Below are 6,067 nucleotides of genomic sequence, written 5' to 3'. Positions count from 1 at the left end.
CCGCCGTCCGGACCCGCCGTCCGGACCCGCCGTCCGGACCCGCCGTCCGGACCCGGGCGGGCCCGTCGTCCGGGCCCGCCGGTCAGCCGCGCGGCGCGTACATGATCACGGCCATCCCGGCCAGGCAGATCAGCGCGCCCGCCACGTCCCAGCGGTCAGGCCGGAACCCGTCCATGACCATTCCCCAGACCAGCGAGCCCGCGACGAACACCCCGCCGTAGGCGGCGAGGATCCGGCCGAAGTCCTGCGCGGGCTGGAACGCCGCCGCGAAGCCGTACGCGCCGAGCGCGAGGACACCGCCCGCGATCCAGAGCGGCCCGCGTCCCTCGCGCACGCCCTGCCAGACCAGCCACGCGCCTCCGATCTCGGCGACCGCGGCGAGGGCGAACAGCAGCAGGGAGCGGAGGACGGCCATGGGTACGACGGTACCCGGCGGCGATCAACAGCCCGACCAGGGCCAGCACCGCCACCTCGAAGACCACGACCAGCCGCTGGGTCACCCCTCCGGGGATGTCGTCGCCCGCCAGGGGGATCCCGACCATCCGCACCACGTACGGCAGGACCACCAGCACCAGCACGCTGAGGGACGCCAGGCTCAGCAGCCGCACCGGCCGGGCGTAGGGGCCCGCGGCGTGCCGTCTGGAGAGGATCAGGCCCGCCACCGGCATGGCGAGGAAGGCCGCGAACGCCGCGTAGCGGTGGATGCCCCCGGACATCGACAGCGGCAGGCCGGGCGCGTCCGTGGGGAAGACGCCGATCAGCAGCATGCACAGGCCCCAGGCTCCGACCAGCACCGCGGCCCCGCGGTCCGCGGTGCGCCGGGCCAGCGCGATCCCGAAGGCCGCGGCGCCGGCGGCGAAGAACGCGAGGGACACGGGCAGCAGCCACCCGTCGGGGGCGAACGCGTACTCGCTGATCAGCGTGTGCACCGGATCCAGCCCCGTGGCCACGTGCAGCCCCACCATCGACGCCGCTCCCGCGCCGATCGCCGCGTAACCGCCGCGGATCATCCCTGTTCCGGAGAAAGCCTGACTCGCCATGACTCAAAAATGGCGTCCGACCAGGGGCTCGGAGTATTGGAGATGATCCCCAGGCGCCCCTGAGCCGTCCCCGATGCGCACCGGCCCGGGGTGGGGCCCGCCCTTCGGGGACGCCCCGCATGCGACGTCCCTGAGCTGCGCGGAAACCGCCGGGGGTAGGGCTTCCCCCCTCAGGGTCGGTCCCCCGGGACGCCTCCGGAGCGAAAAGCCCCCTCACGGGACGCCTACCGGAACCGGCGCCCGCCGCCGGGACGCCTCCGGGACCGGCACCCGTCGCCGAAGACCTTCGGCCCCGGCGCCGGGGCGCCGCCATGACCGGCGCCGGAACGCCTCCGGGACCGGGTACCCGTGTCCCGCCCGCCGGACCTCTCCAGACCGGGCGTCCCGGGGGACCCGCTTGACTTCGAGCGCGCTCTAAGGGGCAGGGTGAGACATATGGGGATCACCATCCAGGAGGCCTCGCGCCGCTCGGGGCTCAGCGCGCACACGCTGCGGTACTACGAGCGGATCGGGCTCATCCACGAGGTGGAGCGCGACCCGAGCGGGCACCGTGCCTACACGGAGACCGACCTGGCCTGGCTCGAATTCCTGACCAGGCTGCGCTCGACCGGTATGCCGATCGCGGACATGTGCCGCTACGCCGACCTGTCCCGCCGGGGCCCGGGGACCGCCGCCGAGCGGCGGCGGATGCTGGAGGCCCACCGGGAACGGGTCAGGACGCGGATCGCGCGGCTCACCGAGGACCTGGGGTCCCTCGACTACAAGATCGACCTGTACACCGCAATGGAGGCACGATGAACAGGCGCCGTCTCGGCCGGAACGGCCCCGAGGTCTCGGCCGTCGGACTGGGCTGCATGGGGATGTCGGAGTTCTACGGCGCGGCCGACGAGGCCGAGTCGATCGCGGTCGTCCACCGCGCCCTCGACCTGGGGGTGAACTTCCTGGACACCGCCGACATGTACGGCAGGGGGCACAACGAGGAGCTGGTGGGCCGGGCGATCGCCAGCCGCAGGGACGAGGTGGTGCTGGCCACCAAGTTCGGCATCGTCAGGAGCGACGACGTCAACGCCCACGGCGTCGACGGAAGCCCCGCCTACGTCAGGAAGGCCGCCGAGGCCTCCCTGAAGCGGCTGGGCGTGGACCACATCGACCTGTACTACCTGCACCGCCGCGATCCCGATGTGCCCATCGAGGAGACCGTGGGGGCGATGGCCGAACTGGTCACCGAGGGCAAGGTCGGTCATCTCGGCCTGTCGGAGGTGGGCGCGGAGACGCTGCGCCGGGCGCACGCCACGCATCCGATCGCCGCCCTGCAGAGCGAGTACTCCCTGTTCACCCGTGACATCGAGGCGGAGATCCTGCCGGCCGCGCGGGAGCTGGGCATCGCGCTGGTGGCCTACTCCCCCATCAGCCGGGGCCTGCTGGGCGGCACCCTGCCGCCCGCCGGGGAGCTTCCCGACGACGACTTCCGCAAGCGCCACCCCCGGTTCACCGGGGAGAACGGGGCCCGCAACGAGGAGCTCGTGGCGAAGGTGCGCGGGATCGCCGAGGAGGCGGGCTGCACCCCGGCCCAGCTCGCCCTGGCCTGGCTGCTCACCCGGGGTGAGGACGTGATCCCGATCCCGGGCACCAAGCGGCTGCGCTACCTGGAGGAGAACGCGGCGGCGGCCGGCGTCACGCTGAACCCGGACCAGCTCGCCGCGCTGGAGGCGGCGGTGCCGGGCGGCGCCCGGGGCGAGCGATACGTGAACATGTCGCTGATCGAGCGCTGACCGCACCGGGCCGGAGCACCGGGCCCGCATCCTCCGGGCGGTGCGAGAGTCGTGACTCCTATCAGTCTCACGGCGGATGCCGCGCGTCCGGCGCCCGCCCTACCCTCGCCCCATGAGCCTCCGCCTTCCCCCCACCGCGGCCGGCCGACTGCTCGCGCTGACGCTGGCGACGGCGGTCTGCGCCGCCGCCGGTGCGGGCCTCACCGTCGCGGGCCTCGCCGTACGGCGGCACCTGCGGATCGGCCGCCGCGCGCGGGAGCGCGGCGAGACGCTCGCCCGCGAACCGGTACGCGCGAAACGCACCGCGAACGGCCGCGTGACGAACGGCCGCGTGACGAACGGCCGTACGGCGAACGCGCGGGCGACCGGCGGCCTGACGGCGGGCGAGCGGGCGGCCGGCGAGTGGACGGCGGGTGAGGAGCGGGCACGGATCGCCCGGGAGCTGCACGACGTCATCGCGCACAACGTCAGCGCGATGGTCATGCAGGCGGGCGCCGCGCGTCTGTCGCTCCGGCCCGATCAGGTCACCGAGCGCGAGGCGCTGCACGTGGTGGAGGAGACCGGCCGGGCCGCGGTGGAGGAGCTGCGCCGTACGCTGGGGCTGCTGCGCACCGGCGCCGAGGACGACGGGCTGGCGCCGCAGCCGACCCTCGCCCGCCTGGACGAGCTGATCGAGCGGATGCGCGCGGCGGGCCTCGACATACGGCTGAGCGTCGAAGGCGAGCCGAGCCCGCTGCCCCTGGGCCTGGACCTGTCGGCGTACCGGATCGTGCAGGCGGCGCTGGACAACACCCTGCGGCGCACGGGTCCCACCGCCGTCAGGGTTCGGATCGCCCACCGGCCCCGGGAGCTGGTCCTGGAGATCACCGACCACGGCCCGTGTGACGGCCGCACCGGAACGGCGGGCGGATCCGGATCCGGGCTGGCCGGTGTGCGGGAGCGGGTCGCGCTCTTCCACGGCAGCCTCTCCGCCGGCCCTGAGCCCGGCGGAGGGTACGGCGTGCGGGCGGCCTTCCCGCTGGCCGCCCACGCGGCCAGGCCGGACAGGGTCACGGGATAGGACGGCCTCTCACCCGGCCTCCCCGGTCAGGCCGTCAGGCCGGGCAGGACCACCGGCCCCTCCGCGGCCGGGCCGGACAGGGTCACGGAACAGGGCGGCCCGCTCTCACCGGTCCGGCCGGTTCGTCCCGGCGGAACGCACGGGCCCACGGGCCCACGAAAGGGACAAAGATCACCTAGACGATAGAAACGCCTACATTCACCCTGTCCGTAAGGCCCCCGTGACCCTCCGGCAACCTGGGATGGTTACTGTCCCGTGACATGCACAGTAAGAAGCTCGCCGTCCTCGGCGTGGCCGGGCTGACCGCCCTGGCCATCCCCCCGTCGGTCGCACACGCCTCGGCCGGCAAGTCGGTGACGGTGACCGTGATGGGCACCTCCGACCTGCACGGGAACACCCTCAACTGGGACTACTTCAAGAACGCCGAGTTCGACGACGGCAAGGGCAACGACGTCGGCCTCGCCAAGGTCTCGACGATGGTCGGTAAGATCCGCGCCGAGCGCGGCGCCGACCACACCCTGCTGTTCGACTCCGGCGACACCATCCAGGGCACGCCGCTGGCCTACTACTACGCCAAGGTCGAGCCGATCACCCAGACCGGCGAGCTCCACCCCATGGCCCGTGCGATGAACGCCATCGGCTACGACGCGGTGACCCTGGGCAACCACGAGTTCAACTACGGCCTGCCGCTGCTGGCCACGTGGATCAAGCAGATGAAGGCCCCGGTGCTCGGCGCCAACGCCGTTGACGCCACCACCGGCAAGCCCGCCTACCAGCCGTTCGTCATCAAGACGATGAAGGTCAGGGGCGAGAAGCCGGTCCGCGTCGGTGTGCTCGGCCTGACCAACCCCGGCGTCGCGATCTGGGACAAGGGCAACGTCGAGGGCAGGCTGCGCTTCGACGACCTGGTCAAGACCGCCAAGAAGTGGGTGCCGGTCATCCGCGGCCTCGGCGCGGACGTGGTCGTGGTCACCGCGCACGCGGGCGACAGCGGCATGTCCTCCTACGGCGGCGACCTGCCGGTCGAGAACGCCGCCGCCCTGGTCGGCGAGGAGGTCCCGGGCGTGGACGCCGTGCTGTTCGGGCACGCCCACAACGAGGTGCCGCAGCGGTTCGTCACCAACAAGGCCACCGGCAGGCAGGTCCTGCTGACCGAGCCGGCCAAGTGGGGCCAGCGGCTCAGCGTGCTGGACTTCACGCTGACCAAGCAGAAGGGCCGGTGGACGGTCACCGGCAAGTCCTCCACCACGCTGAACACCAACACCGTCGCCGAGGACCCGAAGATCGTCGCGCTCATGAAGAAGCAGCACGACACCACGGTCGGGTACGTCAACAAGGAGGTGGCCACCTCCAAGGACGAGCTGCTGGCCGCCGAGTCCCCCTACAAGGACACCCCGATCCTGGACTACATCCAGAAGGTCCAGACCGAGACGGTGAAGAAGGCCGTCGCCGGAACGGCGGACGCGAACCTGCCGGTGCTGTCGATCGCCGCGCCGTTCAGCCGGACCGCGACGTTCCCCGCGGGACCGGTGAGCATCCGTGACATGGCGGGCCTGTACATCTACGACAACACGCTGATGGCCGTGAGGCTCACGGGCGCCCAGCTCAAGGACTACCTGGAGTACTCGGCGAAGTACTTCGCGCAGCTCGCCCCGGACGCCCCGGTCGACCTGGCCAAGCTGACCAACGCCGGCAACACCCCCGACTACAACTACGACCAGCTCTCCGGCGTCGGCTACGAGGTGGACATCGCCAAGCCGGTCGGCCAGCGGATCACCGGGCTGTCCTACAACGGGCAGCCCGTCGCGGCCGACCAGCGGTTCGTCGTCGCGATCAACAACTACCGCCAGTCGGGCGGCGGCGGCTTCCCGCACGTCTCGACCGCGCCGGTGGTCTACAACGCCCAGGTGGAGATCCGCCAGGCACTGATCGACTACGCCACGGAGACCAAGGTCATCGACTCCGCCGACTTCGCCGAGGCCAACTGGAGGCTGACCCGCGACGGCAAGCCGCTGTTCTAGGTGCTGTTTTGTGGATCTTCGCCGTGGCGAGGATCGTCCAGGTGGTCCCTCGCAAGGCGGAGGAGGAAGCCCATAGCGGAGCTATGGGTGACGACGACAACGCGGCGAGGGGCCGCCTGGACGACCGCAGTAGGCGAAAAGATCCACAAAACAGCACCTAGGCCCCTCATCGAG

Annotated in this window: 5 protein-coding genes and 1 pseudogene; 4 read left to right on the top strand and 2 right to left on the bottom strand. The window is 72.0% G+C overall.

From position 1 onward, the window contains the following. Positions 1-82 precede the first annotated feature (82 nt). Positions 83-415 carry a YnfA family protein gene (locus tag AB0D67_RS05210; RefSeq protein ID WP_362930106.1) on the bottom strand — a complete coding sequence of 111 codons (333 nt, stop codon included), beginning with the start codon at positions 413-415 and terminating at the stop codon, positions 83-85. Between the two features lie 88 nt (positions 416-503). Further along, positions 504-965: pseudogene (locus tag AB0D67_RS05205) on the bottom strand (DUF998 domain-containing protein); the annotation flags it as partial. Between the two features lie 510 nt (positions 966-1,475). Here AB0D67_RS05205 and AB0D67_RS05200 point away from each other — a divergent pair. The 4 genes from AB0D67_RS05200 to AB0D67_RS05185 all read left to right on the top strand — a co-directional run bounded on the left by AB0D67_RS05200 (position 1,476) and on the right by AB0D67_RS05185 (position 5,893). After that, on the top strand, positions 1,476-1,838 hold the full coding sequence (locus AB0D67_RS05200) for a MerR family transcriptional regulator (RefSeq protein ID WP_362930104.1): 363 nt from the start codon (positions 1,476-1,478) through the stop codon (positions 1,836-1,838). Beyond that, positions 1,835-2,812, top strand: a complete 978-nt coding sequence (locus AB0D67_RS05195) for an aldo/keto reductase (protein WP_362930102.1) — start codon at positions 1,835-1,837, stop codon at positions 2,810-2,812. The genes AB0D67_RS05200 and AB0D67_RS05195 overlap by 4 nt, the downstream gene beginning before the upstream one ends. Before the next feature lie 112 nt (positions 2,813-2,924). After that, positions 2,925-3,872: a histidine kinase gene (locus AB0D67_RS05190; protein WP_362930100.1), complete on the top strand. Its 948-nt coding sequence runs from the start codon at positions 2,925-2,927 to the stop codon at positions 3,870-3,872. Between the two features lie 260 nt (positions 3,873-4,132). Beyond that, positions 4,133-5,893, top strand: a complete 1,761-nt coding sequence (locus AB0D67_RS05185; RefSeq protein WP_362930098.1) for a 5'-nucleotidase C-terminal domain-containing protein — start codon at positions 4,133-4,135, stop codon at positions 5,891-5,893. Positions 5,894-6,067: the final 174 nt, after the last annotated feature.

This window comes from Streptosporangium sp. NPDC048047 (assembly GCF_040653115.1).
Taxonomy (GTDB): domain Bacteria; phylum Actinomycetota; class Actinomycetes; order Streptosporangiales; family Streptosporangiaceae; genus Streptosporangium.
Note: the sequence above shows the minus strand (reverse complement) of the source record. Positions and strands in the feature narration are given on the sequence as shown.